Source organism: Arthrobacter liuii (genome assembly GCF_014639275.1).
GTDB classification, from domain to species: Bacteria; Actinomycetota; Actinomycetes; order Actinomycetales; family Micrococcaceae; genus Arthrobacter; species Arthrobacter liuii.
Window position 1 is genome coordinate 1 of sequence record NZ_BMFW01000096.1, and the last position, 526, is coordinate 526.

Below are 526 nucleotides of genomic sequence, written 5' to 3' on the forward strand. Positions count from 1 at the left end.
GCGGAGGAGGGGCACTGGGTGTTGAATCTGGACCGGGTTGGTGAACGAAGCCCCGGTCTTGTGGTGGTGGACCTGCGGGACTACGGCCAGGTTGTGGATGCGTTCCTGGGCGTGGACCGCCGGCACAGCGGCTTCGATGCCGTCGTTCACCTGGGCGCGGTCCCCGCTCCAGGTCTCCTGCCTGACGCGGCGACCTTTGAGAACAACATGCTGTCTACCTATAACGTCTTTCAGGCGGCCCGCCGGGCCGGGATCAAGAAGGTGGTGTACGCCTCCAGTGAGACGGTGTTGGGCACACCGTTCGAGGTTGACCCGCCCTATATCCCGGTAGACGAGGAGTACCCGGCCCGGCCGGAAACCACGTATTCGCTCGTGAAACGACTGGAGGAGCAGATGGCGATCGAGCTGACGCGCTGGGACCCGGAGCTGAGCATTGTTGGGCTGCGGTTCTCCAACGTCATGGATCCGGAAGACTACGAAGCCTTTCCTTCCTTCGACTCCGACCCCATGCTGCGCAAATGGAACC

Annotated in this window: 1 protein-coding gene; it reads left to right on the top strand. The window is 62.9% G+C overall.

Going from position 1 to position 526, the window contains the following annotated elements; all coding sequences use genetic code 11:
- Window positions 1-526 (top strand): NAD-dependent epimerase/dehydratase family protein (locus IEW19_RS23255; protein ID WP_188573899.1); only part of this gene is annotated, 526 nt, incomplete at both ends.